This window comes from Rheinheimera sp. 1928-s (assembly GCF_029269265.1).
GTDB lineage: Bacteria > Pseudomonadota > Gammaproteobacteria > Enterobacterales > Alteromonadaceae > Pararheinheimera.
Genome location: NZ_JARIXP010000002.1, coordinates 588,781 through 615,673, shown reverse-complemented (window position 1 = coordinate 615,673; position 26,893 = coordinate 588,781). Strand labels below are relative to the sequence as shown.

Sequence of the window (26,893 nt, the reverse complement as noted above, 5' to 3'; positions counted from 1 at the left end):
CGCTATGATAGCCCTTGCCTCTGCTTCACCTCGTCGCCGTGAATTATTAGCTCAGTTACAGCAGGATTTTGTGCTGGTCAAAGGCAACATAGATGAAACTCAACTGGACGGCGAAACTGCTGATCAGTACGTGTTGCGTTTAGCAGAGCAAAAAGCTCAGGCAGGTTTTGCCAGTCAAAATACTCCACTTCCCACCTTAGGTGCCGATACCATAGTGCAGGTGGATGAATTAGTTTTAGGTAAACCTGTTGATCTGGCTGATTTTCAGCGCATGATGAGGTTATTATCGGGCCGTAGCCATTGGGTAAAAACCGCAGTGGCTATTGCAACAGCACAGGGGCTGCTTAGCACCACTGTCGCGACTAAAGTCTGGTTTAAACAGCTGTCCGAACAGGAAATACTCTGGTACTGGACTACAGGTGAACCTGCAGATAAAGCCGGTGGTTATGGTATTCAGGGCCTGGCAGGTCAGTTTGTTCAGCGTATAGATGGCAGTTATTTTGCTGTGGTAGGTTTGCCTTTGTATGAAACCGCACAGCTGTTACAGACTCTGAAGGATAGGCCATGAGCGCAGAATTACTGATCAACGTCACCCCAAGTGAAACCCGGGTGGCTTTGATTGAAAACGGTGTGTTGCAGGAAGTGCATATTGAACGCCAGGCTAAACATGGACTGGTTGGCAATATTTATATGGGCAAAATCAGTCGTGTTTTGCCTGGTATGCAGGCCGCTTTTGTCGATATAGGTTTAGATAAAGCCGCCTTTTTACATGCCTCTGATATTGTCACTGCAGGCTTAAACATTGCTGACGCTGAACTCAAAGCTGGTCCGGTGAAAGATATTCGGCTGCTGGTGCATGAAGGTCAGTTTCTGCTGGTGCAAGTGGTGAAAGACCCGCTCGGCACCAAAGGCGCACGTTTAACCACTGATATCACCTTGCCAAGCCGCCACCTGGTGTTTATGCCGGGTTCTGCTCATGTCGGCGTATCGCAGCGCATTGAAAGTGAAGCCGAACGTCAGCGTTTAAAAGATATTGTCAGCACTTGTCTGGATGAAAGCGGTGGTTACATAGTTCGTACAGCGGCTGAAGGCGCTGGTGAAGACGAGCTGCTGCACGATGGAAAGTTTTTACAAAAACTCTGGGCCAAAGTACAAAAACGTAAAAAAAATGCCCGTAAAGAAACCATGTTGTATGAAGAACTGACATTGGCCTACCGGATTTTGCGTGATTTTGTCGGCTCTGATTTAGAACGAGTGCGCATTGACAGCAAGCTGACTTATCAGCAATTGCATGCTTTTACCGAAGAATTTGTGCCTGAGATGACAGCCCGGCTGGAGTATTACCCGGGCGAGCGTCCTGTGTTTGATTTATTTGATGTTGAAAACGAAATTCAGCGTGCGCTGGAACGCCGCGTGATGCTGAAAAGTGGTGGTTATCTGATGATCGACCAAACCGAAGCCATGACTACTATAGACGTCAATACCGGTGCTTTTGTTGGCCATCGCAACTTAGAAGAAACCATTTTTAATACCAATATTGAAGCCACCCAGGCCATAGCCCGCCAGTTGCGGTTACGAAACCTCGGCGGCATTATTATTATCGACTTTATCGACATGCAAAGCGAAGAGCATCAAAAGCGCGTCTTGCATAGTTTAGAAGTGGCCTTGGGCCGGGATAAAACCAAAACCAATATTCATGGTTTCTCAGCTTTGGGTTTAGTTGAAATGACCCGTAAACGCACCCGTGAAAGTCTGGAACATGTATTGTGTGGTGAATGTCCTATTTGTGCCGGCCGTGGCAGTTTAAAAACAGTAGAAACCGTATGTTTTGAAATTTTACGCGAAATAGTGCGGGTAAACCGGGCTTATGTGGCAGATAAATTTGTGGTGTATGCTTCACCTGCGGTAAAAGATGCCTTAATTAATGACGAATTTCACAGCATGGCTGAACTCGAAGTCTTTATTGGAAAACAAATCAGCGTCGTGATCGAACCTCAATACGGTCAGGAACAATTTGATGTGGTGATGATGTAGTGCGGACTGTAAAACAGGCCTGGTTTTATTGCTTACACAAAATTTGGATTTTTTTTGCTATCTTCGTCGTGTTGATGGCCACATTAGTCTCAGCTCTGCGTTTTGGCCTGCCGTACGCCCCTGGTTATAAAACCGACATCGAAGACTGGATCAAAGCTGAATACGGCACTGAAGTGCGAATTGGCGCTTTGTCAGCTGGCTGGCAGGGGACTGGTCCGGCTTTGGTATTGCAGCAACTGCAAGTATTGGACAGCAATTTTCAGCCGCAATTAACCATAGAAGAAACTGGCATTCGGCTGGATTTCTGGCGATCAATGCGCACTATGAAACTCAGTGCTGCTCATTTTGAACTGACAGGTTTAACTTACAGAGTCGATGCGCAGCGTTGGTTAGGTACTGGTGTCGCCGCTCCTTCGGACAATCAGCCGTTATTTGATGCCTTGCAGGATCTGTTTTTTAAGCAGCTCCAGCATTTTTCTGTACTCGACAGCCAACTGGTGTTTAACAATGCTCAGGATGAAGATATCCGGCTGGATATTAAAGCGCTGAACTGGCAAAACGAAGGCGAAAGGCATCAGGGCTGGGGTGAGGTGTCTGTCGCTGATGTGACGGCTAATACATTGTCTTTTATTATCGACTTAACAGGTGAGCCGTCTAAAGCCAATGGTCAGTTGTATCTGGCTAGTCAGCAACTGGATCTATTGCCCTGGTTCCAACAGTTACTGCCTCAAACCCGTAAGCTCAATAGTGCCAAATTAAACTTTGCCGCCTGGGGTGATATTAAAGCCGGTAAGTTGCAACAAATTGATGTGGCCTTGTCAGATAACAATGTGGGTTGGTTAAAAGACGGTGTCTGGAACAAAGTGGCTTTGTCAGATGGGTATTTACGCTGGTTGCCCAGAGCAAAAGGCTGGAGTTTAAGTTCCAGCCCTATGACGCTGAGTAACAGCAGTCAAAGCTGGCCTGGTTTGCAATTGCAACTCAACCAGAATGAGCTGGGTTATCAGGCGTCACTGCAAAACCTGCAATTGGGCATTGCCCGGCCTTTATTGGAATTATTTTCTGATGGCTCTGAACAATTACAGTCGCTGTTAGCCTATCAGTTAGATGGCAAAATCGAACGACTGGATTTATTAACCGAAGACGAACAGTGGTATTTAGCCGGTCAGTTTAATGAGTTGTCGTCTGCTCCTGTGGCTGATGTGCCGGGTGTCAAAGGCTTTACGGGCTCTTTTGTTGCTTCGCCGCATTTTGGCTGGCTGGGCTTAAAAGCCAAAGACGGTGCACTTGAGTGGGGCCAGGCTTTTAGTCAGAACTGGAGCTACAAAGGCGCTGAATTAGAACTGGCCTGGCGCAAAAGGGCTGGTCACTGGCAAATTCTGGTGCCTTATCTGAGCTTATGGCAAGACGCTTTTAGTCTGGAAGCTGAGCTGGTGGTGAATCTGGACGATAAGCCTAATATGGATTTAGTCGCAGAGCTGCATGGTGTGCCTGTGCAAAATGCCGAACATTTTTTCCCGAAATTCTATATGCCTGCATCGGTGATCAACTACCTCAAACCTGCACTGGTCTCTGGTGATGTCAGTTCAGGCAAAGTGCTGTGGTCTGGCGATTTTTCCGCTTACCCTTATGCTGAAAAAGAGGGCGTATTTCAGGCGCTGGCTGATGTGACCAATGCTGAGTTTTTATTTGATCAAAACTGGCCAAGCTTAACTGAATTGTCAGCTGAACTGTTTTTTGAAAATGCGTCGATGTTGATCAGCAGCAAATCAGGTTATCTGGTCGACGCCCCTGTTGAACAAGGGGTGCAAGTCGGAATTCCTGATTTGTATAACGCCGACAACTTAATTATTGATATTAAACAACAGCTGCTGGCAGAGCAGGTCACCACCCTGATGCAGGCTTCACCTTTGCACGACTCAGTGGGCGAAACCTTGGCCTATTTAGGGGTGACGGGGCCGGTGAAGGGCGATGTGCGTCTGACCATAGGTTTAGAAGAACCCACTGTGGATGTAAAAGGGGCGATCGACTTCGAACGCAATGGCTTGTCTTTATCCGCCCCTGTTTTAGTCGGTGAGAATCTGACTGGTCGTCTGGAGTTTCATAACGACATACTGACCGCCGATGATTTACAGCTTTTTATCAGCAATATTCCGCTGCAGTTTGGCTTTCGTGGCGAACAGCAGCAAGACAACTACAAAGTATCCTTATTGAGTCAGGGCTTACAAAATAGCCAAGAGCTGCTGCTGAATTTAGCGCCGCAACTGGAACACTTTGCCAGTGGCCCGCTGAACTGGCAGTTTAAACTTGATCTAGTGCTGGCGGGAGAAGGTTATACCTACCAGGCTGATTTAGCATTGGATTTAACCGACACTGAATTAATGTTACCCAAACCGCTGGCGAAAAAGCCTGGCCAGGCTGGTACTGTATTCTGGTCCTCCAGTGGTAGCCAGGATAATTCGGTGATCGCGTTAACTTATCAGGACCTGGTGTTTTTTGACGCCAGTTATGTGCATGCGCAGGGCCAGATTGGCAGAGCTCATCTAAGTTTGGGGTCTAAGGAAAATTCCGGTTTTGCCGACGGTTTCACCATCAGCGCTAATCTGGATAAAACAGACTTTTTGCCCTGGTTTGAACTGGTTCAGCAGCAAGTTAGTCAGCAGTCTGATGAAGCAGGCTTGCTTCCCGCTTTAACCTCGGTCAAGGCCAGTGTCAATACACTGACTGTGACGGAGGATATTCAGTTTGACCAGGTACAACTACAGATAAAACCAGAAGCTGATGTTTGGGTGGCGGATATAGCCGCGACTCAAACCAAAGGCCAGTTAAAACTGCCAAGAGATTTGATGGCTCAGGGTATAGAGGCCAATCTGGAGTTTTTAACTTTATTTCCGTATGACCCACAACAGGCCGAAGCAGAAGCTTTAACTGCCGAAGAGGCCATGGCCAAACTGACCAAAGAGCAGCAAATTGCCAAAGCTCTGGCAGAGGTCGTCAAACCAGAACCTATGCCATGGCTGGCTGATTTACCGCCATTAAAACTGGAGTGCAAAAGTTGTGTGTTTGGACCTTTTGATTTGGGCCAACTGAGTATGCAAACCGAATCTGACGGCGAGCGTTTAACTATTCATAGCTTTGAATCTCGTTACAAAAAGCATCAGTTGAGTATCAAAGGTCTGTGGCAAAAAGATACAGAAGCAGGTGTCACTACCTTATCGGCAAAGTTAACCAGCCCTGATTTTGGTCAGTTAATGAAAGACTACCATTTAAGTGCAGCTATAGCGGGCAGTCCGGCCGAAGTACAAATAGATAACTTAAGCTGGGCCGGTGGTCCAACTCAGTTTAACTACGCGACTTTAGGCGGCAAACTGAATTGGAAACTAGGCGAAGGCTCTCTGTCAGAAGTCAGCGACAAAGGCGCGCGCTTATTATCTGTGTTTAGCCTGGGTTCTTTAGTGCGAAAGCTGAAACTGGATTTCAGGGATATTTTCTCTAAAGGTTTTTTCTACACTGAAATGAAAGGCGATTTGCAGCTGGATAAAGGTGTGGTTCATACCAATAATACGCTGGTTGATGGTGCTGCCGGAAAAATAGAAATTCAGGGTTATGCTGATTTAGTCACGCGTCAGCTGGATTATCAGATGGCGTTTTTGCCAAAAATCACCTCCAGTTTGCCTGTGCTGGTGGCCTTGTTGCAGTTTAATCCGGCGACTGGTTTAGCGGCTTTGGCTTTAGATGAACTGGTTGAATCGGCTGAAGTGGTCTCCAAAGTGAATTTTGTCGTCACAGGTAATTTTGACCAGCCGGAAGTCGTGGAAGTGGCGCGTCATACCACAGAGATTGAAGTGCCGCGTTCAGAGCTGTTAAAAGCTGAGCAGGAAAAACGTTTACGTTTGCAGCAGGACCAAGAGTTACAAAAGAACCCTGCCAAACCATCTGCGAACCTACCCAACAAGGAAAAAGCCAATGGCTAAGCTCTGGCGTTTATCCGCTGTGCAGCTGACCAGTGGTCCTGATCCTTTGGCTAATCTGACTAAAGTTGATCAGTTACTGGCGCAGCTACCGCAATCCGGGCCACATCTTGCCGTATTGCCAGAAGGTGTGGCTGTGTTTGCCGGGCCTGATGGGCTAAATCTGCAACTGGCCGAACCTTTAGGTACCGGTCCGTTGCAAAGCGCTTATGCGGCTTTAGCGAAAAAACATCAGCTGTATTTACTGGTCGGCACTTTACCAACCCAAACTTCTGATCCAACACGTTTTGCTGCCAGTAGTCTGTTGTATAACCCTGCTGGCGAATTGATTGGCGATTATCAGAAAATCCATTTATTTGATGCCTTAGTCAATGACAGCAGCAAGCAATATCTGGAATCTGCCACTACTATGCCGGGTGACAAATTAGCTTTGGTACAGCTTGATGAGCTAAAACTGGGCATGCTGATTTGTTACGATATGCGTTTTCCAGGATTAGCTCAGGCTTTAGCGGCTCAGGGTATGAATGTCATGGCTGTGCCTTCGGCTTTTACTACAGTGACAGGGGAGGCACATTGGCATACCTTATTAAGAGCCCGTGCCATAGAAACCCAGAGCTTTGTTATAGCGCCAGCTCAAGTGGGCACACACATCAATGGTCGACAGACTTATGGCCATAGTTTAATTATCGATCCATGGGGCCGCATTCTGGCAGAAGCCGATGGCAGCAGCGAAATGGTGCTGAGTGTCGAAACAGATTTAGATCTTTGCCAACAGCTGGCAGAGAAAATGCCGTTAAGGCACCACAACAGATTTCAAAGTGAGTTCAAAGCATGAGTAACGTCGAACACAACCTGTTAAGCGCCAGTGATTTAAGCGCCAGTGATTTACAACAAAGCTTAGGCTTTTTGTTTGCGCACAAGCTGGATTACGCCGACCTGTATTTCCAGTCCAGTGTGCATGAATCCTGGGGTTTGGAAGATGGTCTAGTCAAAGACGGCTCCTTTAATATCGAGCGTGGTGTTGGTGTGCGCGCCATCAGTGGTGAAAAAACCGGTTTCGCTTATGCTGATTCCATTTCTGCAGCAGCCTTAAAACAGGCAGCAGAAGCAGCTCGTGGTATAGCAGGTGCGGGCAAACAAGGTTCAGTGCAGGTCTTTAAGCAACAAACTCAACCACAAATTTATTTGCCTTGCGAGCCACTGCAAAGTTTAGACAATACCGCCAAGGTTGAGCTACTGAAGCAGATGGAAGTGTATATCCGCAGCCTCGATAGCCGCGCTGAACAAGTGGCTGTCAGTTTGTCCGGTGTGTACGAAGAAGTCTTAGTGGCTGCATCAGACGGCACTTTTGCTACAGATATTCGTCCTCTGGTGCGGTTAAACTGTTCAGTACTGCTGCAACACAATGGTCGCCGTGAACGCGGTGGCAGTGGTGGTGGTGCCCGTACCAACTATCAGTATTTCCTTGAAGACGTCAATGGTTCGCCACGTTGGCAGGGTTATGCCCGTGAAGCTGTGCGTATGGCTCAAGTCAACTTAACTGCTGTTGATGCACCAGCCGGCACTATGCCAGTGGTGTTAGGTTCAGGCTGGCCTGGCGTGTTATTACACGAAGCGGTAGGCCATGGTCTGGAAGGGGACTTTAACCGTAAAGGCTCTTCTACTTTTGCTGGTCGTGTTGGTGAGCAGGTCGCTTCAAAACACTGCACTATTGTTGATGACGGTACTTTGGCTCATCGCCGTGGTTCATTGAATATCGACGACGAAGGCACAGCCAGTCAATACAATGTATTGATCGAAAACGGTATTTTAAAAGGCTATATTCAGGATAAACACAACGCCATGCTGATGAATGTGGCGCCAACAGGCAACGGCCGTCGTGAGTCCTTTGCCCATTTGCCTATGCCTCGTATGACCAATACCTACATGCTGGCGGGTGAATACGACCCGCAGGAAATTATTGGCAGCGTGAAAAAAGGTATTTATGCGCCGAATTTTGGTGGTGGTCAGGTCGATATCACGTCAGGCAAATTTGTGTTTTCAGCCTCGGAAGCTTATCTGATTGAAGATGGCAAAATTACCACGCCAATTAAAGGTGCAACCCTGATTGGCAATGGCCCTGAAGCTATGCAGCAGGTGTCTATGGTGGGTAATGATTTAGCGCTGGATGCTGGTGTTGGAGTCTGTGGTAAACAAGGTCAAAGCCTGCCTGTAGGGGTGGGACAACCGACATTAAAACTGGATGCCATGACGGTTGGTGGCACTGCGTAACTTAGTTCAGACGAAAAACACTAGGACTTTGTGCCGTTTTACGGCAAGATCCAGTCCATTAAAATTAAGCGCTGACTGAGAATTTCGCCTGCTATGTTACAAACTTTGTTAAACAGACGTCGTCTGGCCAAATTGCCAAAAACAGATCTGGTGGCAGAAACCGTTTCTGTGTTGTGGTCGGCTGCTGAGTACAAAAGTACAGTGCTGGATCTGATCCAGCGTGCGCAACATCGTATTGTGATCACCGCCTTGTATCTACAGGCTGATGAAGCGGGTGAACAAATTCTGCGGGCTTTATTTGCTGCTAAACAGCAAAAACCTGATTTGCAGGTCACAGTCTATGTTGATTACCACCGTGCCCGCCGTGGTCTGATTGGTCAGGAAGGTGCAAGAACCAACAACGACTTTTACCGTGAAATTGCTAAAGACTACGACCTGCCTATACAAATTATCGGTGTGCCGGTTAAAAAGCGTGAGCTGTTTGGTGTCTTGCATTTAAAAGGTTTTGTCTTTGATCAAACCCTGCTCTACAGCGGCGCTTCACTGAATAATGTCTATCTGGCGGAACAACACCGTTACCGTGCCGACCGTTATTTAGTGCTGCAAAATCAGGAGATGACAGACGCCATAGTACAGGCGCATCAGCAGTTGTTTGGTGATGAAGAACAAACACCAGAGCTGTTGGATGACGAAGACTATGTCAGTCAGGCGGTGAAACGTCAGTCACGTTTATGGTTAAAACATGCCAAAGCTACCCGTTATCAGTATGCAGATAAAAACGATTCCGCCTTACGTGCCTCACTGCTGATAGGCTTAGGCCGTCGTAATAACGAACTGAACAGTACTGTACTGGCGTTGCTTTCTGTGGCGCAGCAGGATGTATTGATCTATACCCCTTACTTTAATCCACCCATAGCTTTAGCCCGCGCGCTGCGTAAGTGTTTAAAACGTGGTGTTACAGTGACTGTGGTAGTGGGTGATAAAACTGCCAATGACTTTTATATTCCGCCAGGTCAGCGCTTTAGCAAAATTGGTGGTTTACCGTATTTCTATGAAACTATTTTGCGTAAGTTTGTACGGGCGAATCAGAAGTTTATCGACGCTGGTTTGCTGCATGTCAAACTATGGAAACACGAAGATAACAGTTATCACCTTAAAGGCTTAAGTGTCGATGGCGTAAAGCATCTGTTTACCGGTCACAATCTGAACCCACGGGCTTTTGCTTTGGATTTTGAAAACGGCATTTATGTCGAAGACGATCTGCAACAGTTGAAGGCTTTATTGGAGCAGGAAAAACAGGTGATCACAGCCCATAGCAGTGAAATTGTGCATTATTCAGAAATTGAAACGGTGCGGGATTATCCGGAAGTGGTGCAAAAGCTGTTAAGTCAGCTGCGTCGTATAGGTGCGGATTTAGTGGTGAAGCGGTTGATATAAAAATGGGGTCAGATCACATTATTCGCCAAGCGAATAATGTGATCTGACCCCATTTTTTAGTCTTCTAAAATAGCTGGTTTAATCAGCTGGAACAGTTCGCGGAAGGCCTTAGGTGGCAGATCCTTTTCCTGTTCTCTTTTTGCATTACGAATAAGTGCCCGTAACTGCTGAACGTCTACATCAGGGAAAGCTTCAACAAATTCAGTTAATGCGTCCGGATTGGCAATCAGTTTATCGCGCCAGGTTTCCACTAAATGGAATTTACGGGTCGCCGCCTGATTGGTGTTTCTAAGCACAGCTAAAGCACGCTCAATAGGTTCCAGATCACGGGTACGCATTAAACGACCAATAAACTGAATATGACGGCGCAGCGCTTCGTGTTTTTTCGACAGCTTATCAGCCAAAGCCAAAGCGTCTTTTAACTCATCATCTAAATCTAACTTAGCACGTGCTGCAGGGCTTAAAGCCACCAGGTCTTCACCCAGTTTCTGCAGCGCAGTCATCTCTTTTTTGACTTGGGTTTTACTTTTACCATGCTCAACATCCCAGTCGTCGCCATGGGTAAAGTCGGTCATATCGGCCATACGATTCTCTTACCATCTTGTTTAATGTGGCAAGTATACCCGATCTGCCGCCTAATAGCAGCGCTCGCTAATGATGCTTGCGACGGCAGGATGCACTATGGACTTGCCTCCGTTGGGCAAAAAGAACTAAGGTCGGTTATTGCTTTGTCAAAATGAACAGCCCGAGGCCAATTTGTTTAAACTATTTACACTACTTTGCAGCATCAGCCTGTTAAGCACAGCAGCTTTTGCTACGCAGTTCACTGTAAAGGATCATGATAAGTTTGTTATAGGCTATGTGTTTCCATCCGACAACAGGCTGAACCCCGATAGCATTGCTGCAGAAAAAATGACGCATATCAATTATGCATTTTCCACTATCGAACACGGCAAACTCGTGGAAGGTTTCGCTTTTGACCGCGACAATTATATGGATCTACAAAGCCTGAAAAAGCGTAATCCGCAGCTTAAAATTCTTACCTCAGTTGGCGGCTGGACCTGGTCTGGCGCTTTTTCTGAAATGGTACTGACGCAAAGCAGCAGACAAGTTTTTATAGGAAGCGCTGTCGACTTTGTGACACGGCACCAGTTGGACGGTATTGATATCGATTGGGAATACCCCGGATTAGCGGGGGCTGGTAACCCACACCGCGCAGAGGACGGCAGAAATTTCACCTTACTGCTCAAGGATCTCAGAAAGGCGCTTACTCAATTATCTACTCAACTGCAACGGCCGATACTGTTAACAATTGCCAGTGGAGGTTTTCCTGCCTACATAGCAAAAAGTGATATAGCAAACTGGCACCCTTATCTGGATTTTATCAATATCATGGCATACGACTTTAACTTTCCGGCTGATGGTGCCAGCACCGGCCACCATGCTGCTTTGTACACCAACCCAAAGGACCGCAGCGGTTTATCGGCCGATGCGGCTGTACAAGACCATGTAGCTGCTGGAGTACCCGCCAGCAAATTGGTTATAGGAGTTGCCTTTTATGGCCGCAGTTGGTTCAAAGTAACGACTAAAGAGCGGGGGCTTTATCAGCAGGGTTATACAGGTGAAACCGACTTAGGCGGCAGTTGTCACGATTTAGTCACTAAGCTGATTGATAAGCAAGGGTTTGAGCGACATTGGGACCCTATCGCCAAAGCCCCTTGGTTATGGCATGCCAAACGTCAGATTTTCATTAGTTATGATGACCCTGAATCCATCAGTGCCAAAAGCCACTATGTAAAACAACAAGGTCTGCGCGGTATTATGTTTTGGCAATACAACTCTGATCATAAGAATGAGTTATTGGATAGCATCAATCAGAGTTTGGCAGCACCAGTGCCCAAGCCCGCCACTGCGGACCATTGAGCTAAACAAAGCGCTTTTGCTTGCCTTGCGGCAACTCCAATTCGTTGAGAACTATGATAAGCTGGCGCCAAATCTTGGCAGTCAAAACAGAGCATTCTGACAGGTACACAGATGAGTCAAACCGAAGTTACAATCTGGCAAGAAATCGCCGAAGTAAAAGATGCGGTCAGCCAGGTGCTGGCGCATGCAAAACAATTAGGTGCCAGCAGCGCCGAAGCCTCTATGAACCGCACCCGTGGTTTAAGTGTGGAAACCCGCCATGGCGAAGTGGAAACCGTTGAATTTAATCAGGACGGTGGTTTAGGCATCAGTATTTATGTCGGCCAGCGCAAAGGTTCTGCTTCTACTGCGGATTTAAGCCCGGCGGCTTTAAAACGCACAGTCGAAGCTGCTATTGATATAGCCCGTTACACTTCTGAAGATCCGCATGCGGGTTTAGCTGAAGCGGCCTGGTTGGAATTATCACCACCGGATCTGGATTTATTTCACCCAGCTTCTGTGTCTACCGAACAAGCCATTGAATGGTGTAAAGCTTCAGAAGAAGCAGCTTTTGCTTATGATACCCGTATCACCAACTCTGAAGGCGCATCGTTTTCCTCACATCAGGGCTTAAAAGTCTATGGCAACAGCCATGGTCAACTGGTCGGTTACCCGAGCAGCCGCCATAGCTTAAGTTGTGTCGTCATTGGTGAAGACGGCGACGATATGCAGCGCGACTATAGCTACACAGTGGCCCGTGAATTAGGTGCTTTACTAGACCCGGCTCAGATTGGCCGCGAAGCTGCACTGGAAACAGTGCAACGATTAAATGGCCGTAAACTCGGCACGCAAAAAGTGCCGGTGATTTTCCGTGCTGATATCGCCAGCAGTATATTTGGTCATTTGGTGTCTGCGATCAGTGGTGGCAGTATTTACCGAAAATCCAGTTTCTTGCTGGATAAAGTCGGCCAACCTGTGATGTCCGACAAAGTGACTATTATTGAGCGCCCGCATTTAAAACAAGCTTTAGCCTCCAGTCCTTTTGATGGCGAAGGTGTGAAAACCCGTGATTTAACAGTGCTGGATAAAGGCGTATTAAATACTTACCTGACCACCAGTTATTCGGGCCGTAAGTTGGGTTTACCAAGCACGGGTCATGCCGGTGGTATTCATAACTGGTTAGTACAACACGGTGATGCCGACTTAGCTCAGCTGTGCCGCGATATGGGCACTGGTTTGTTGGTGACAGAACTGATGGGGCAAGGCGTCAATACAGTGACGGGTGACTACTCACGTGGTGCTGCAGGTTTCTGGGTTGAAAACGGCCAAATTCAGTTCCCGGTTTCTGAAATCACCATAGCCGGTACTTTGCAGCAAATGTTTATGGATATTCAGGCCATAGGCAAAGATGTGGACCCTCGTGGTGGCGTGCTGACAGGTTCAGTATTGATAGGTCAGATGCAAATCGCTGGTCACTAAAATAAAAAGGGGAGGCTCACATTGTTAACAATGTGAGCCTCCCCTTTTTTAATTGTTAGTTAATACCGGTTTTTAAACCACGGCGGATTAACAGTGCATCTGTAGTTGGTTCCTGACCACGGAAGGCTTTATAGGCTTCCATTGGGTCTTTACTGTTACCTATAGACAGAATGTTTTTACGGAAGTTAATACCGTTTTCCAGCTTCAGACCACCCTGGTTTTGCACATGGGCATAAGCGTCAGCCGCCAGAATTTCACTCCACATATAAGCGTAGTAACTGGCAGAGTAACCACCTGAGAACACGTGAGCGAAGAAGGTTGATTTGTAACGTGGCGGCACAGCCGTCAGGTCTACACCATGTTTTTTCAGTGCTTCAGCTTCAAACTTCTGTACATCCTGCAGTGGTGCATCAGCTGGCAGAGAATGCCATTCCATATCTAACAGTGCAGCAGACATATACTCCAGAGTGTCAAAACCCTGGTTGAAGCTGCGTGACTTCATGATTTTTGCCAACAGTTCAGCAGGAATAGCTTCGCCTGTTTTGTAGTGTTTGGCGTAGTTGCCAATCACATCAGGGTGAGCTGCCCAATCTTCCTGGAAGGTCGATGGGAATTCAACGAAGTCACGTGATACTGAAGTACCTGACAACGATGGGTAAGTTACGTCAGAGAATAAACCATGCACAGCGTGACCAAATTCATGGAACATAGTAGTTACATTGTCATAGCTCACCAGTGTAGGTTCACCAGCTGGGCCTTTAGGAATGTTCATCACGTTTACGACAACAGGCTTCTGATTTAACAGCTCACTTTGTCTGACAAAAGAACTCATCCAGGCGCCACCACGTTTGCCGTCACGGGCGAAGTAATCAGCATAAAACAATGCAATGCTGCTACCGTCAGCGTCAAAAACTTCATAAGCTTTTACATCCGGGTGATATACAGGTAAATCCGGACGTTCTTTCATCGTAATACCAAACAGCTTGTTCATGGTGTAGAACATACCGTCTGTTAATACACGCTCAAATTCAAAGTACTCACGCACTTGAGCTTCATCTAAATCGTATTTGGCTTTACGTACTTTCTCAGCGTAGAACTCCCAGTCCCATGGCTGTAATTCAAAATCACCGCCAGTTTCTTTGATCATCGCCTGAATAGCTTCAGCTTCTTTTTTGGTGTTTTCCACTACAGCCGGAACCATAGAAGCGAACATATCCATCACAGCTTTTGGTGTTTTAGCCATAGTAGGTTCTAACTGGTACGTAGCCCAGTTGTCATAACCCAACAACGCAGCGCGTTCAGCACGTAACTGAGCCAGACGTGCAACTATAGGCTGGTTGTCTGTTTCGCCAGAAGTACCGCGGTTTGCTGATGCTTCCCATACTTTTTTACGTATTTCACGGTTTTCCAGTGAAGCCAATGCAGGCTGACGGGTGGTGTTGGTAATTTCAATAATGAATTTACCTTCTTTGCCTTTGGCTTTTGCACCTTCGGCTGCAGCAGTAATTTCTGCTTCAGATAAACCTGCTAATTCTTCTTTGGTGTCGACATAAACAGCGATCTGATCTTTCATTGCCATCAGGTTTTGCTGATATTTGTTGGTCAGAGTGGACTGCTCTTCGTTTAACGCACGGATCTTCGTTTTTTGTTCTTCGGTTAAGTTAGCACCGGCGCGAACAAAGCGCTCGTAATAATCTTCCACTAAACGAGTGGCTTCACCGTCTAAACCTAAGGTGGCGCGAGTGTCGTATAAAGCTTTGATACGGGCAAACAATTCTGGGTTCAGGTTGATGTTATCTGAATGCGCAGCAAATTTAGGTGCCATTTCAGCCTGAATTTTCTGAATGGTTGGGTTGCTGATAGTGCCTGTCATGTTATAGAAAGTTGTAGAAGCACGGCCTAACAGCTCTCCGCTTTTTTCCATAGCGACAATGGTATTGTCAAAAGTGGCTGCTTCGGTATTACCTGCAATAGCCAGGATCTCAGCCATATGCTGTTTGATCCCTTCTTCCATGGCTGGTTGGTAATGTTCAACTTTAATTTTATCGAATTCTGGGGCTTCGTATTGCAGAGTACTTTTTACGAATAATGGATTGCTCAGAGCTCCTTGCTCCGCTGCTGGTGCTGCAGTTTGTGTTTGCTCAACTGCTGCAGTGGTTTTAGCTTCTTCGGCTGGCTTAGAGCAGGCACTTAAAGCGACGGCTGCGCCAATAGCGCTGGCGATTAAGGTCTTACGCATGGATCTTTCCCTCTGGGTATTTTGGTTGCTTTTTTGTTATGGATTTACACTAAAAATCATCAACTTTTAACTGGTCGAGTATGCCAAAAGCAGGGCTGAAAGAACAGGTTTTGCAGTAAATGACCTGATTAGTGGGATGAGTGGTCATACTTTGTGATTTGATGGCGTTTTACAGGAAAGCCCTGCTGCAGATTTAACCGCAGCAGTTTGGTTCTGCAGTTTATTTCAACTTGTGCCCTTTGATCGCGTAAAACAAAATCATGCCGTAACAAGGCAACAGCAACCAGTACGCGTTTTGATTGCCTTGTTGTTGTGCCAAATAGCCATAAACCAAAGGAATAACAGCGCCACCTGCTATGCCCATAATCAGTAAAGCTGAAGCTGTTGCTGTTAATTTACCTAAACCTTCCAGCGCCAGCGGCCAGACTGCGGGCCACACCAGTGCATTGGCTAAACCTAATAACGCCAGATACAGCACCGGGTCCGGTACTGCCGGAATGCTTAGCCAGCCCAGCAAAAATTCGGACAAAGCAAAAGACTGCAGATCACTGCTTAATACACCAGCCGTAAAAGCAATACCAGCCACAGCTGAAGCTATTAAGGCCTGTTGCTGACTCAGCCAGTTGGGGATCAGCGCTATGCCCAGCAGATAACCCAACACCATAAAGGCCATAGTGTAGGACGTTAAGCTGCCAAAATGTGCCAGCCCTAAACCCTGACCAAACAAACCTATGGTGTCGCCTGCTATCACTTCGACTCCTACATAACAAAATAAAGTCAGAGTACCCAAAAGCACCTGCGGGTATTTCAGCACAGCGCGCCATTCAGTGTTTTTATCAGCAGGGGCGTCCAGTTGTAGCTCTGGCAAAGGGGAAAAATGCACAAAAGCCATCAGGCCAATTAATACCGCAGCCATCAACAGATAAGGCTGAACCAGACGGCCAGATAAATCGGCCAGCAGCGTGGTTTTTTCATCTGGGCTAAGCAGGGCTAAAGCTGAATCACTAAAAGCATCCATACCCGTTAAAATCCAGGCACTGAACAACAATGGCACTATAAAACCTGCGCCTTTATTCACTATGCCCATCAGGCTGATGCGCATGGCGGCACTTTCGCGTGGACCAATACAAACAATGTAAGGGTTAGTGGCGGTTTGCAGAATAGTCAGGCCTGTGCCGAGCACAAACAAGGCCAGTAAAAACAATTCAAAAGTGGCACTAAAAGCCGCCGGAATAAATAACAAAGCGCCTGCTGCCATAACAGCTAAACCTATAATCATGCCTTGTTTATAGCCAAAACGGGTCAGTAAACCCGAGGTGGGTAAAGCCATGACAAAATAAGCGATATAAAATACAAAGGTCACCAGCAAGGCCTGAAACTCATTGAGCTGACAGGCAATTTTCAGAAAAGGGATCAAGGCCCCATTCAGCCAGGTGACAAAACCAAACACAAAAAACAGTATGCCTATCAGGATCATAGGCAATAGGCTGCTATGCCGCGTCTGTGACACAGCGTTAGAGTTGTTCATAAATTTCCCCGTTGTCCCCGTCGTACTTGAAGCCGCAGCTTTGTTGACTGCGCTACTCGCCCAGTCACATAGGACTGCTATGCTCCTGGGGTCTCGCTCACTTGCCGCCTCGCTGCAACATCAATTACTTAGGGGAGTATTGTTATTAATTAGGCGGTGTTACCCGCTATCCAGCTTTGTTGGATTTGATACTTGTTATTCATCCAGATTAAATCGGCCTGAGCGCCGGGCTTGATTTGGCCTCTGATTTTGCTCTGGCCAATAAAATCAGCAGCTGTGGCTGTTGCCATTTGAATGGCTGTGGCTAAATCCAGTTGCAGCTGTTCTTTGGCATAACGTACCGCACTGGCCATATCCAGCACTGAACCTGCTAAAGAGCCTTCGGCATTGGTCAGTTTTAAACCCTGGCGTGTGACTTTGCCGTCAAAAAACTCAAACTCGGTTTGGTCTGTGCCTACAGGCGACATGGCATCTGTCACCAATACTAAACGTTCAGCGCCTTTGGCCTGATAAGCCAGTCGTGCTGATAAAGGATGCACATGTTCGCCATCCAGAATAATGCCGCAATAAGCCCGTGGATCGGCAAGGGCTGTGCCCACCATACCTGGCTCACGAGAGGTTAAACCTGACATGCCGTTGTACAAATGCGTAAAGCCTGTAGCCCCGGCGTCTAAAGCGGCCAGTACTGTATCGCTGTCTGCGTTAGAGTGACCTAAACAGACGATAACGCCAGCATCACAAAGGCGACGAATGTGCTCCGGGCTGACCGCTTCAGGTGCTATGGTCAGCATACGCACACCTAAATCTGTGCGCTGATACAACTCCAGTTCAGCCGCAGATAAAGAGCGTAAATGTTGGGTCGGGTGACAACCTCTTTTTGCCAAAGACAAATGCGGCCCTTCAAAGTGAATACCAATAATACCGGGCTCGGCGCGAGCTAAAGCTGCAGCTACCGCATCGGCGGCTTGTTGCATGCTGCTGATATTGTCGGTGATCACAGTGGGCAACATAGCTGTGGTGCCAAAAGCACGGTGCGCAGCCATCATCAGGCGCAAAGCTTCGACAGTGGGTTGCTGGTTAAACAAAATGCCTCCACCGCCATTAACCTGGGTATCAATAAAACCTGGTAATAACATACCGTCTGGTAATTCCAACACAGTGACACCAGATTCGGCAGTGCTGCTGATCTGCTGAATCACGCCATCGGCAATCAGCAGGTATTGCTGCTGTTGCCAGCGACCTTCAATCAAAGCGCTGTGGGCGTGCAGATAAAAAGGCTCAGACTTCATAGCTTTGTCCTTCGGTTAAAGCTTTGCCTAATAAAGCAGCACCACGTACGCCACTGGCGGCGCCCCACTGAGCTTTTTTAAATTGTGGCACTGCAGCTCCGGCAAATAAATATGCAGCTGTCGCTTTAGGTAAAGCGGCAATAATTTCGGGGATATCGGATAAACCACCACCCAGCACAATCAGATCCGGGTTTAAGCTCAGTATCTGATTGGCCATCACAGAACCTAAAGCGCTGATATAGGCCTCGAAGGTACGAATGGCTGCGGGCTTTTCGGCGCGGTAATCGGCTAACCACTGGTAAGTGTCGGCCTTCTGGCCACTAAAATACTGATACAAACGCGCCAAACCTGTGCCCGAGATATAAGGTTCGTTACAGCCGGTTAAGCCACAACCACAGCTAAACAGCGGCAAATTAAACTGCTGTACTACAGAAGCAGCTAAGCCCTGATGACCGTATTCACCTGCTAAACGCTGGGCACCCTGATAGAGTTTGCCGTTCAGGCAAAAACCACCACCAGCACCAGTGCCCAAAATAAAACCCAGTACTTTGTGGTGTTGTTGGCCCGCGCCCAGCACAGCTTCGGATAAAGCAAAGCAGCGGCAATCGTTGCCTATAGCAACAGGGCGCTGCAACAAAGCAGTTAAGTCTTTGGCCACTGTTTTGTTGGTTAAACAAGGCACATTACTGGATAACACAGTGCCGTCTTTTCTAATCACGCCGGGCAAAGCTATGCCTAAAGTGCCAGGGCTTTGACACAAAGCATCGGCCTTTTGAATTTGTTGTAATACAGTCTGCAAAAACTCATCGTAGCTTTGTTGAGGGGTGGGCACCCGCCAGCTGTGCTGCAATTCAAACTTTGCATCCAGCACCGCCAGCTCTATTTTTGTGCCGCCTATATCCAGTCCGTACCACATGGCTTAGCCTTTAAAAGGATATAAAGTTACACCTTGCACCACACGATTCACCTGACCACCAGGGCAAGGATTATCAGGGGACACCTTTAATTGCAGGGCTTTGTAAAAAGCCAGAGCCTGGCACCAGACAATAAAAGGCAAGGTCAGCCAGACATCAGCCAGGCAACTGTCTCCACCAAGCTGAGCTTCGGACAATACTGCGCTGTCGAGCGCCAGATTATCCCGTTGCAGTTCGGCCAGCAGATCCTGGTCGTACAAACAGCTATAAGGATCAGAGCTTTGCAGTAACAAGATCTGGGTCTCTTTGTTAATCAATGATTTAGGGCCATGGCGAAACCCCAGCGGGCTTTCAAAACTACTGATCACCTGGCCTGCAGTGAGTTCCAGATACTTCAGCGCGGCTTCCTGCGCTATAGCTTTCAGCGGGCCACTGCCTAAAAACACCATACGCTGACAAGGTTGTTCCGCCTGCGCTTTAATCTCCGGCAATTTATGCTGCAGTACTTGATCGGCCAGTGCGCAGGCCTGTTCAAATGCGCTATGGTTTGGGACAAAGGTCAGCAGAGTAGCCAGATACATAGAGCTGAAACTGCTGGTCATAGCGAAACTCTGATCATGACTTTGTTCAGGCAACTGATACACAGCACTGCACTCAGGATGGCGTTTGGCGTAAGAGGCCAGTTTGCCATCTGCATTGCAGGTGATCATCAGATGTTGCACAGCTGGCACTAACTGATCGGCCAGCTCTACAGCAGCCACACTTTCAGGGCTATTGCCGGAACGGCCATAAGACACCAGTAAAGTTGGCAGTCGGGCATCTAAATACAACGACGGGTGGCTGACTAAATCTGTGGTGCTGATGGCTTCTACTTTTTGCGTGGCAAAAGGCAGTTGCTGCTGCAGAAATGCTGCCAGCGCTGCACCTATATAAGCCGAAGTGCCAGCACCGGTTAAAATAATTCGCAAATCAGTTTTAGCCAGTAAAGGCTGTAAAAACTGCTGTAAAGCGGCTTGTTTTTGCTGATGCTCTTGCTGCACCTGCCGCCATAAATCGGGTTGCTGCTGAATTTCACGGGCAGTCCAGTAGCCACCGGCTTGCTCCAGCTCAGTACTGCTAAGCTGTAAAAATAAATTCTGCGTTGACATTAAATACTCCTGGTTGTCGCAGCTAAAGCACAGGCGTTGGCGTAGCTGGCCAGTACCTGATCAATATGGTGGATCACTAAATCTTCCACCTTGTTGGCTACTGTGCCTCTTAATACAGCCTGATAAGAGGCAGGTAAAAACTGGCTAAGCAGTGGCAAAGGCAAGGGGGCTGACAAATTACTGAACAAGGTGTCGATGGCCCGCTGTAATTCAGTTTCAGGCCAATAATACCGAATGCGATCGCTAAAGCTGTACAGCAACTGCCATTGCTGCGATGAGTCAGTGTAGAACTTTTGCCAGTATCCGGTATTGTTTTGCATCAGAGCTTTGCAACGGGTCCGAAGCTGCGAGCTTTGTTCCGGAGCTACCAATTCATCTTCAATAAAACTTAGAACAAATAAAGCTTCCCGCAGTGCAAAGGTCAGGCCCGGGCCTACTTTCAAAATCGCAAAATGGCCTTGCACTAAAGCGTTTAACTGTTCAGGCAACTGATAATCAGTGGAATGCGCTTCATACACCAGGCCAGCTTGGGTCTGAATATAAGCACTTAAGGCCTGACTGGCGGGGACATCAAACAGATGCACCTTGCTGTTATCAAACTCAACGCCGGGTTGTACCACTAAAGCTATAACTTTTTGCCAGACATCATCACCTAAGCCCGCCGCAGTAAAAGCCGCTTTATGGGTATTCAGCGTATGTTGTACCGCCTGAACCGGGGTTGGTGCTAGTTCGTGCTCCAGTTCTGTCACGCCGCCTGGTGCTGGTACTTCTGTGCCTATCACATAACAGAGTGATTGGTCCGGTGCACGGTGCTGTTCTGCTACTTTGCATAACCTTGCGGCCCGTGTCGCTATCACTTCATCGGACAAAGCCGCAGGATCATCAGCACAGGCCATACTGGTGTCTAAATGAATTTTGCTAAAACCCGCTTCTACAAAAACGGCAATCAGCTGTTCAGCTTTTAGCATCGCCTGTTCTGCCGGCTCTTTACACCAGACCACAGGGCCTAAATGATCACCACCAAAAATCAGTTGTTGTTGCTGCACCCCTTCGGTTTTAGCCAGTTGCCTGACATAAGCGATAAAGTCAGCGGGCAACATACCGGTGTAACCACCAAACTGATTAACCTGATTGGCGGTGGCTTCAATCAAGAGTACAGAATTGTCGGCTTTGGCTCGGCGCAAGGCCGCTGTTAATACCAGAGGCTGAGCTGAACAGACCGAATAAATGCCTCTGCCCAATCCCTGTTTATTTTGCTGCAAAATCTGCGATAAGGCGCTCATGCTTAGCTTTTCCCTACAATGCCAAGTGGCGTACCGTTTTGCCAGGCACCACGGGTAAAGTCAGGGAAGTCTTTGGAGTTGCTGCGATCGGAAACCGAAGCCACAGACAAAGGCAATACAGCTGACCAGGCGGCGCCGTCGTAGACATCCTGATCCAAAGCTTCACCGTTACGCAGGCAATAAATCATCCGCCAGCACATTAAAAAGTCCATGCCGCCATGGCCGCCGTTGCGTTCAGCTTCTTTGCCCATACGGACCCACAAAGGGTGATCGTATTTGTCATACCAGGGTTCCATGTTGGTGTCCCATTCATGGAAATTGCCACTGCCGCCGTTTTCTAATGCAATGCGGTTAGGGAAACCGGCAAAAACGCCGTTCGTGCCCTGGATCAAGTTATGTCTGGAATAAGGCCGTGGTGTGGTGGTGTCATGCTGGATCATAATGGTCCGGCCTTGGACTGTCTTAATCACGCTGGTATTGATATCACCGTGAATGTATTTCAGCTTATTACGTGGGTGATCGGCCGGGAATTCACGTTTGGCATAAGCGGCGCGGCCTAAAGCCGGTGAGCTGACCGAACTTAAATAGTCAAAGCGGTCGCCTCTGTTGATATTCATATACTGGGCTACAGGGCCTAAACCATGAGTGGGGTACATATTGCCGTTCAGCTGGGTATGATACAAAGTGCGCCAGGAGCCGGTTTTACGGTCCATTTCTTTCATTTGCCAGCGTAATTCGTGAATATAAGCCGCTTCAGCATGCAGCAGGTCGCCGAATAAACCCTGACGGACCATATTCAGTACCATCAGTTCATCACGGCCATAGTTGACGTTTTCCATCATCATGCAGTTCAGCTGAGTGGCTTCAGCCGTGTCGACCAAATCCCACATTTCTTCTAAAGTTAAAGCCATAGGCACTTCAACAAAAGCATGTTTACCAGCCAGCATGGCTTCTTTGGCCATCGGATGGTGCCATTTCCATGGGGTGGCAATCACCACAATATCCACGTCCTGACGGTTTAAAAGTTCACGGTAGGCATAATCACCATTGCTATAAAACGCAGCTGTGGTATTGCCATAGTCGGCTAGTTTTTTACGGGCACGGTCCAGTACTAAAGAGTCCGGATCACAGATCGCAGTAATACGGGCACCTTCAATTTTATTGAAGTGATCGACATAACCAGTGCCACGTTCACCCACACCAATTAAACCAACCCGTACTTCGTTCATTTTTGGTACCACTAAACCCATCACCGATTTGCCTTTTGGCTTGGTGGTGATACCTGTGCTGCTGCCAGCCTGAGCGCAAGATGCCAAAGCGCCTAAAGCTGCTGTTGCCATAGAGGCTTTTAAAAATGAACGACGATTAAATCCAGACATACTCTTTCCTTCCCCGTTTGTAATTTAGCTACAAGTTAGTTTTATCTATGATGTGTAGGTGCACACCTTGTTTTGTTAAATAGTCTGCGTATTGCTCTGGTATTCCGCTGTCGGTTACCAGGCTGTGAATGTTGGCGCTGCCGCAAATCACATGAAAAGCCCGTTGATCAAATTTGGACGAATCCGTCACCACAATAATTTCGTTAGCTATGTCACACATCAGCCGGTTTAAGCTGGCTTCTTTTTCAAAGTGGGTGGTTAAACCTGCTTTTAAATCAAAACCATCCACCCCTAAAATCAGTTTGTTGAAGTTGTAATCACGCAGGCTTTTTTCTGCCACGTTGCCGTAAAACGACATCGACTTTTTGCGTAATAAACCGCCGGTTAGCATCACTTCCACTTCTTCTTTTTGTGCCAGCTCCATCGCAATGTTTAAACCGTTAGTCATCACTATCAGATCTTTATGGTCGGCTAAATGCGCTGCCACCTGCTGTGTGGTCGTGCCTGAATCCAAAATCACTCTGTCGCCATCACGGATCAACGCTGCCGCTGCTGCACCCAGTTGTTGTTTTAACGCCGAATAACAATGGCGTTTTTCTTTTAACGACAACTCGCGGCTCAGCTCGCTGTTAATCAAGGCTCCACCACGGGAACGTACCAGTAATTTTTTCTGATCCAGTACCGCCAAATCACTGCGTATGGTCACTTCAGATACTGCAAAACGATCGGCCAGCTCTCTGACTGCCACTTTGCCCAGTTGCTGTGTCAGCCGGACTATCTCTTGTTGCCGCTCAATCGTATTTAAGTTGTCCATTTATCTTCCTGTTCATGCACTTTTTGATGCGCTGAACATAACATGCCGTTTTTGGTTTCGAAAGCTTTCGAAAGTCAGTGTCGTTGCACCTGCTTTAGCGAAAGACCTTGATTTATCTGGCCTTCTGGCTGGTTTCAGGCCGCTTTGGCTGCTTTCAGTTGAATTTAGCATGGCATGAAAAGAAAATAAATAAAAGTTTTTTTGTGCTTCGATGTTGATCATTGATGTTTTTTAGCGCTATAAGTAAATAATCGCAAGTTAAATAAATCTTCGTTAGCTTGTGAATTTGCGAAAACTATAAAAATTACCAGAGCGGGGAATACATGAACAGGATCACAGCAAAACCAGCCATGCTTAGTCTGGCTATCAGTGCCGCCTTAGCTGGCTTTAGCTGGCAGCTTGCTGCAGAGCAAACTGAAAGCAACACAGCAGAAACTGCAGCAGTGCAGGCAGATAAAAAAGCGGAGGCAAAAAACGATAAAGACATTGAAGTCATTCAGGTGTCTGGCATTCGCAGCAGTATTAAAGAGTCTTTGTTTCAAAAGCAAAATGCCACCAGTCTGGTGGATTTAGTGGTATCGGATGACATAGGTAAGTTTCCGGATGAAAACTTAGCTGAAGCCTTGCAGCGTATTCCGGGTATCACCATTACCCGAAACGGTGGTGAAGGCCAGAATATTCTGGTGCGTGGTTTGGGTGGTGGTTACAACATTACTACCTTAAATGGTCGCAAGCTGGCGTCTGAGTATGCAGGCCGTGATTTTAACTTCGACACCATAGCGTCAGAACTGGTCAGTGTGCTCAGGGTGTATAAATCCCCTGAAGCTCAGCTGCCTGAAGGTGGTATTGGCGCTGTGATTGATATTGAAACCCGCAAGCCGCTGGATATGGATGGCACTACTATTTCGGCATCCGCCAAAGGGATTTACGAATCACGCACTCAGGATACACATCCGCATGCGTCTTTTATTTATGGCCAGAAAAACGAAGATGACAGTTTCGGTGCCTTGTTCTCTGCTGTCTATTCAAAGAAAACCTTAAGAGCTGATACCTATTCAGCCTCAGGTTTTTTTGATGAAGACGAAGGCTGGGGTGTCGACAGCGCTGGTGTGCCTGTAGATACCAACAACAACGGCACTATAGATGCGGGCGAAACTTATGCTTCTAAGATCCCAAGTTATATGTATTTTGCTAATGCGCAGGATGTGCGGGAACGTTTAGGTGCAACTCTTGCTTTGCAGTGGCGACCCACAGATCAGTTGGATATTAACTTCGACAGCCTTTTCTCCCGCTACAACACAGACGGCAACAGGTATCAGATTGGTTTTGTAAACTATGATGAAACTCACACGCCAGGCACGCCGCTGTTTAGTGATGCTACTTTTGATGAGATGGACAGAGTCATCAAAATGCGGCAGACCGGTGAAAACACCATGGTGGAGCTGTTGAATATCAGTTCACCCCGCAAAACCGATACCTATCAGTTGGGCTTCAATACGAAATACCAGTACAACGAACAATGGTCTTTTACTCTGGATGCGGCTTATTCCGAAGCCAAAGATCAAAACGCTGGTGATAATCGCTTTATTGTGGCCCGCGGTTTTGTGGATTCAATTGACATTGATTACAGTTCAGGCAACAAATTACCGGATGTGGTGATAAGCCCTGGCCTGACCGCAGAACAAGACTATGGAGCGCACTACAGCTATAACTCAGGCACTGGTGTAACTGACAAAATAGGTGACTTCAAACTGCTGAGTACCTATACGCCACAGGATGGGCTGATCACGAAAGTAGATGCAGGCCTTACTTATGTCAATCAAAGCAAAGGTCAGAACCAGTATGCTTCAGCCAATGCCAGTCAGTTCAGCCGGGGTGGCTTTTATTTAAGTCGTGACGGTTACGCTTTTGATGACAGTACCGTATTTCAGAAGGGCGAATTTGAGTTATTCCGAATTCCGGCAGATGTCTTTGTTCCTGCTAATTTTGATAACTTCCTTGAAGGTGAAACCAGCTTATCACCATCCCCTTGGCCAAGTTTTGATTACGACAAACTGCTGGCTTATTACCGCGGTATCAATGCTGAAGCTGCAGATAAAAGCATAGTTGCAGTACAAAACAAGGCTGGTAGTTATGAAGTTGAAGAAGCGGTCAGTACAGCTTTTGTACAGGTGACGATGGAACCTGAATTGTTTGGTTTAACTTCGATGCTGAACTTAGGTTTACGCGGCAGTAAAACCGATGTGACCTCTACAGGTTTTGGTTATGACCTGAGTAAAGTGCAACTGGACAGCTTAGGGCAACCTATTAATAACGACTGGCGTCAGGTATTGCCAGTCAGCTACGACGACAGCTACAACAGTATTTTACCCAGCCTGAACTTTAAACTGAATTTAACCGATGAGCTCTTGCTACGCTTCTCTGCTGCTGAAGTTCTGAGTCGTCCGTCACTGTATTATCTGCGCTCCTGGGCTGCCCCTAATTTCACTACCAGAGAGCAAAACCTGCCCACTCTGGCTTTGGGCAATCCCGGGGTAAAACCAGAAGAAGCTAATCAGGCCGATTTAACTTTGGAATGGTACTACGGTGAAAGCAGTGCTCTAAGTGGTGGTGTGTTTATGAAAGACATTAAATCATTTATTGCTGAAGAGAAATTTGCCGCCAATGTTCAGGGGACAGACTATTTGGTGACTACCGCTGTAAACGGAGAATACGGCGCTAAAGTGCAAGGTTATGAAGTGGCCTGGCAACAATCGCTGCAGGAGTTTTTACCAGAACCTTTTAATGGCTTAGGTTTCCAGCTGAATTACACCTATGTCGACAGCAGCTACGACGATCCGGAATTAAAAGCCAAAGATCTGCCGTTTCAGGGCATGTCGAAAAACTCCTACAACGCTGTGGTTTACTATGAACAGTATGGAGTTCAGGCTCGTTTAGCTTATAACTGGCGCTCTAAATTTGTCACTAATCCGGAAGATTGGGGTGGTGCATCCTGGATAGCGGATTACGGCCAGCTGGATGCCAGCATCAGTTATGACTTTATGCACGGTCTGACCGTTTTTGCTGAAGCCAGTAACTTAAGCAACAGCCGCTACTGGGGTTATGTCAAACGTGAAGATCAGGTCAACTATCTCGAGCGTTTTGGTACTCAGCTTGCCGTGGGTATCAGGGGCAGCTTCTAACTTTATCCTGATGAAATCAATGG

Annotated in this window: 18 protein-coding genes; 9 read left to right on the top strand and 9 right to left on the bottom strand. The window is 47.3% G+C overall.

Features of this window, described 5'->3' with window-relative positions; genetic code table 11:
• The first annotated feature begins 4 nt into the window (after positions 1 to 4).
• From P3C17_RS07600 to pssA, 6 genes are all read left to right on the top strand, one after another.
• Entirely contained in the window at positions 5 to 568 is a 564-nt protein-coding gene (locus tag P3C17_RS07600; RefSeq protein ID WP_300928842.1) for a Maf family protein, read from the top strand.
• Positions 565 to 2,034 (top strand): ribonuclease G, encoded by a 1,470-nt coding sequence (gene rng / locus P3C17_RS07595; protein ID WP_300928841.1) that lies wholly within the window; start codon positions 565 to 567, stop codon positions 2,032 to 2,034. Before P3C17_RS07600 ends, rng begins: the two co-directional genes overlap by 4 nt.
• Entirely contained in the window at positions 2,034 to 6,008 is a 3,975-nt protein-coding gene (locus P3C17_RS07590; protein ID WP_300928840.1) for a YhdP family protein, read from the top strand. Before rng ends, P3C17_RS07590 begins: the two co-directional genes overlap by 1 nt.
• Positions 6,001 to 6,840, top strand: a complete 840-nt coding sequence (locus P3C17_RS07585; RefSeq protein ID WP_300928839.1) for a carbon-nitrogen hydrolase family protein — start codon at positions 6,001 to 6,003, stop codon at positions 6,838 to 6,840. Before P3C17_RS07590 ends, P3C17_RS07585 begins: the two co-directional genes overlap by 8 nt.
• Positions 6,837 to 8,276, top strand: a complete 1,440-nt coding sequence (gene tldD, locus P3C17_RS07580; RefSeq protein ID WP_233079816.1) for a metalloprotease TldD — start codon at positions 6,837 to 6,839, stop codon at positions 8,274 to 8,276. The genes P3C17_RS07585 and tldD overlap by 4 nt, the downstream gene beginning before the upstream one ends.
• A 93-nt stretch (positions 8,277 to 8,369) precedes the next feature.
• Positions 8,370 to 9,713, top strand: coding sequence for a CDP-diacylglycerol--serine O-phosphatidyltransferase (gene pssA, locus P3C17_RS07575; protein ID WP_300928838.1), 1,344 nt, complete (start codon positions 8,370 to 8,372; stop codon positions 9,711 to 9,713).
• A gap of 56 nt (positions 9,714 to 9,769) precedes the next feature.
• Here pssA and yjgA read toward each other — a convergent pair whose 3' ends face one another.
• Entirely contained in the window at positions 9,770 to 10,297 is a 528-nt protein-coding gene (gene yjgA, locus P3C17_RS07570) for a ribosome biogenesis factor YjgA (protein ID WP_300928837.1), read from the bottom strand.
• 277 nt (positions 10,298 to 10,574) lie between these two features.
• Between yjgA and P3C17_RS07565 the strand changes: the two genes are divergently transcribed.
• Both P3C17_RS07565 and pmbA read left to right on the top strand, forming a co-directional pair.
• Positions 10,575 to 11,636 carry a glycoside hydrolase family 18 protein gene (locus P3C17_RS07565; RefSeq protein ID WP_300928878.1) on the top strand — a complete coding sequence of 354 codons (1,062 nt, stop codon included), beginning with the start codon at positions 10,575 to 10,577 and terminating at the stop codon, positions 11,634 to 11,636.
• Between the two features lie 111 nt (positions 11,637 to 11,747).
• A complete protein-coding gene (gene pmbA, locus P3C17_RS07560; RefSeq protein ID WP_300928836.1) occupies positions 11,748 to 13,094 on the top strand; it encodes a metalloprotease PmbA in 1,347 nt (448 codons plus the stop codon).
• A gap of 55 nt (positions 13,095 to 13,149) precedes the next feature.
• On the opposite strand, the gene P3C17_RS07555 is transcribed toward pmbA, so the two are convergent.
• The 8 genes from P3C17_RS07555 to agaR all read right to left on the bottom strand — a co-directional run bounded on the left by P3C17_RS07555 (position 13,150) and on the right by agaR (position 23,688).
• Positions 13,150 to 15,333 (bottom strand): M3 family metallopeptidase, encoded by a 2,184-nt coding sequence (locus P3C17_RS07555; protein WP_300928835.1) that lies wholly within the window; start codon positions 15,331 to 15,333, stop codon positions 13,150 to 13,152.
• A gap of 220 nt (positions 15,334 to 15,553) precedes the next feature.
• The gene (locus P3C17_RS07550) at positions 15,554 to 16,861 is read right to left on the bottom strand and encodes a sugar MFS transporter (RefSeq protein WP_300928834.1); all 1,308 of its coding nucleotides are present in this window, start codon (positions 16,859 to 16,861) and stop codon (positions 15,554 to 15,556) included.
• Between the two features lie 149 nt (positions 16,862 to 17,010).
• Entirely contained in the window at positions 17,011 to 18,150 is a 1,140-nt protein-coding gene (gene nagA / locus P3C17_RS07545) for an N-acetylglucosamine-6-phosphate deacetylase (RefSeq protein WP_300928833.1), read from the bottom strand.
• Positions 18,140 to 19,066, bottom strand: a complete 927-nt coding sequence (locus P3C17_RS07540; protein WP_300928832.1) for an ROK family protein — start codon at positions 19,064 to 19,066, stop codon at positions 18,140 to 18,142. Before P3C17_RS07540 ends, nagA begins: the two co-directional genes overlap by 11 nt.
• 3 nt (positions 19,067 to 19,069) lie before the next feature.
• Positions 19,070 to 20,212: an SIS domain-containing protein gene (locus P3C17_RS07535; RefSeq protein ID WP_300928831.1), complete on the bottom strand. Its 1,143-nt coding sequence runs from the start codon at positions 20,210 to 20,212 to the stop codon at positions 19,070 to 19,072.
• The gene (locus P3C17_RS07530; RefSeq protein WP_300928830.1) at positions 20,212 to 21,495 is read right to left on the bottom strand and encodes a class II D-tagatose-bisphosphate aldolase, non-catalytic subunit; all 1,284 of its coding nucleotides are present in this window, start codon (positions 21,493 to 21,495) and stop codon (positions 20,212 to 20,214) included. Before P3C17_RS07530 ends, P3C17_RS07535 begins: the two co-directional genes overlap by 1 nt.
• A gap of 2 nt (positions 21,496 to 21,497) precedes the next feature.
• Entirely contained in the window at positions 21,498 to 22,874 is a 1,377-nt protein-coding gene (locus tag P3C17_RS07525) for a Gfo/Idh/MocA family oxidoreductase (protein WP_300928829.1), read from the bottom strand.
• 28 nt (positions 22,875 to 22,902) lie between these two features.
• Positions 22,903 to 23,688: a transcriptional repressor AgaR gene (gene agaR, locus P3C17_RS07520; protein WP_300928828.1), complete on the bottom strand. Its 786-nt coding sequence runs from the start codon at positions 23,686 to 23,688 to the stop codon at positions 22,903 to 22,905.
• 323 nt (positions 23,689 to 24,011) lie between these two features.
• On the opposite strand from agaR, the gene P3C17_RS07515 reads away from it, so the two are divergent.
• Positions 24,012 to 26,870: a TonB-dependent receptor gene (locus P3C17_RS07515; RefSeq protein WP_300928827.1), complete on the top strand. Its 2,859-nt coding sequence runs from the start codon at positions 24,012 to 24,014 to the stop codon at positions 26,868 to 26,870.
• Positions 26,871 to 26,893: the final 23 nt, after the last annotated feature.